This window comes from Lamprobacter sp., from assembly GCF_034860625.1.
GTDB lineage: Bacteria > Pseudomonadota > Gammaproteobacteria > Chromatiales > Chromatiaceae > Lamprobacter.
Window position 1 is genome coordinate 1 of record NZ_JAYESN010000344.1, and the last position, 2,591, is coordinate 2,591.

The 2,591-nt window shown below is 59.7% G+C and carries 3 protein-coding genes; 1 reads left to right on the forward strand and 2 read right to left on the reverse strand.

Going from position 1 to position 2,591, the window contains the following annotated elements:
• Window positions 1-143 precede the first annotated feature (143 nt).
• Complete coding sequence (locus VBE63_RS27250; protein WP_323686130.1) at window positions 144-536, reverse strand: alpha/beta hydrolase; 393 nt, start codon at window positions 534-536, stop codon at window positions 144-146.
• Window positions 537-661: 125 nt separating this feature from the next.
• On the opposite strand from VBE63_RS27250, the gene VBE63_RS27255 reads away from it, so the two are divergent.
• Window positions 662-1,450, forward strand: a complete 789-nt coding sequence (locus VBE63_RS27255; RefSeq protein WP_323686131.1) for a helix-turn-helix domain-containing protein — start codon at window positions 662-664, stop codon at window positions 1,448-1,450.
• A gap of 63 nt (window positions 1,451-1,513) precedes the next feature.
• On the opposite strand, the gene VBE63_RS27260 is transcribed toward VBE63_RS27255, so the two are convergent.
• Window positions 1,514-2,591: AAA family ATPase (locus tag VBE63_RS27260; RefSeq protein ID WP_323686132.1), on the reverse strand; the 1,078-nt coding region annotated here is incomplete at its 5' end.

Consider the following 2,591-nt stretch of genomic DNA (forward strand, 5'->3'; position numbering starts at 1 on the left):
TTTTTGCTGGGACATAGGGCTTGGAGCTTGGCGTGATGGCCGCTTGCGGGCTGTTCAGGTCATAGCATGCGCGCAGCCTTGATGTCGATCTACGGGTGATCCCTCCATTGCTTCGAGGTCCAAGCGGCACATCATCGACAGGCTCAGCGTGTCAGTATCCAATCCAGCAAGGCCCGAGTCACGGCGCCTGGATCGCGAAGCATCATCCAATGCCCACCGCCGGCGATGAGCGCGTAGCGCCAATCCGCTGCCACGTATCGTCCGGTCTCGATCATCTGGCGCTCCGGCACCAGGTCATCTCCCTCCCCCCAAAGCCCAAGCGTTGGCACCTGGCACTTCGGGGCATGTGGGTGCTGGCGACTCAGTCTGTCGAGCAAAAGGTCCGCAACCGGCATGCTCAACTCGATCCGTCGCATGTTGTGAAGCCGCTCGGGATCGTCGAGGCAGCGTTGTGCGATGTTGGTTCCCGCTCCTGCCTTGCGGACCCTGTAGCGAGCATCATTCAAGACATGATCAGCGGTTTTCAACGGCAACATGCAGTGTCTCCAGTCCAGTCTCGGACGTCATGGGGTTGGAACTTGAGCCGCGCTCGATCGCTGGCCCTGAGCCAAAGCATCCAGAACGTCGGCGCGCACGACAATTCCACGCAGGGAATCAAGCCATGAGTGTGGGAGCCTTGTTGAAAACGCTGCGCCGAGCGAGGCAACGCTCGCAGCTTGACATTGCCGTGAGCGCCGGATTGACGCAAAAACATGTCAGCTTCATCGAGACGGGCCGAGTACACCCGGGCCGAACGACACTGGAACGCCTCGCCCAGGCACTGAAATTGTCACAACCTGACCGAGAAACCCTGCTCGCTGCAGGTGGGTATTTGCCGAGCACGCCGACTAGCCCGAGCGCCTCCGAATCCGTTCATGCACTCACGGCTGCCATGACTCAGCGTTTGTTGGCACAGCAAGAACCCTATCCAGCGATTCTTGTCGATCGCGCACAGAATCTGATCGCGATGAACCAAGGGTTCGCACGGCTGATCGCACACTGGGCCGATGGCGATGCGCTGTGGCAGCGAACCTGTGGTGATGATCGTCCGAACCTACTGCGCGCGTCGCTGCATCCAAAGGGCCTCTTTCCCTTCATGGCCGAACCCGAACAGCTGGTTCCAAACTATCTGAACCGCGTCATCGCTCAGGGATTTGATGACCCGGAGTTATGTCGCTTGCTCGACACTATTTACGAGTGGCCCAACATTGCACCGCTCTTCACCGGGAGCCGTTCGACCGACATGCCGATCCAGACCGAAGAGCGCTACTGCCTCGATCGCACTGAGTTGCGGTTTGACTGTTTGAGCGCCGCTATCGGCGCGCCATCAGCCTGGCATCGAAGCACGCTGTTCCTTGAGCTGTTCTACCCAGCGGACGACACCACGGAGGACGTGCTGCGCTGCGCATAATCGTTATTCAACAGTGGCAGTGGCTAAAGCGCTTAGCAGGTCGGCAGCAAATCCTCTGCAGACTCAGTGCAAGCGCCGCCAGTCGGCCTGAATCAGATTACGCGCAGCGCTGCTGAAGACGAGGCCGACCTCGAAGAGGCCCTGGCCGGGTGCTTGCCGGTATTTCTGGCTGTAACCGCGTGCCTGGATCTGCGCCGGAGCTGCATTGGTGGCAGGCGCTGCTGGAACGGCGGCAGCGACATCCGTGTCAGCAATGGAGGCTTGGGCTGTGCTGGTCGGATTGCCGAGCGGGGCAGGCGAATCCACATCCCGATCACCCTTGCCGCGCGCATCACGCTGTAACTTGATCTCGATGACGTAGATGTAACCGGCCAGCTTGAGGGTCAGATCGACCTGGCCGTGATTGGTCAGATCCTCCGGAATGATCTCGGCATCCAGGCTGGCGAAGAAGGCATAGAGCACACTGGCGTAGTAGCCCTCGGCCTCGGGGAGATCGTTGCCGGTGAAGTTGCGCCAGGGGATGCTGGCGAACAGACGTTTGATGGTGGCGACCAGGGCTGGCAGATCGCCCTGCGTCAAGGCCTCGATGAGCCCACGCTTATAGCTCAGGCGCGTGTCGCTGATGCCCGCATAGGCGTCGATGAATTGGTTGTTCAACGCACGCCGCACCTCGTTGTTCGGGATGCGCAAACGAAAGGTCAGCTCACCCCACTGCTGCGTGGTCGAAGCCACGGTCAAATACCCCGCCTGAAACAGCAGCGTCACGGGATTGATGCGCTCGATGTCGAAGGAATCCAGAATCTCTTCGCCCACCTCGAGCTGTTCCAGATCCGGCAGGAAATAGCGTCGCTGCTGAAACAGCTTGATCAGGAAGCTTGGGCTGCCGGTCTCGAACCAGTAGTTGCGATAGCTATGACCGTCGCTAATGAATAGCAGGATGTCATAGGGGTTATAGACCGGCTCACCGAGAAAACGATAGCCGTTATACCAGCGGCGCAGCTCGTCCCAATCGACACCGGCAAGATGCTCAGCGAAGGTGGTCTCGAGATCCTGCTGGGTGTAGCCGCAGATAGTCGCAAAGGGGGCGCTGAGCGTGATGTCGCGCAGTTGATTGAGCCCCGAGAACAGGCTCACGCGGCTG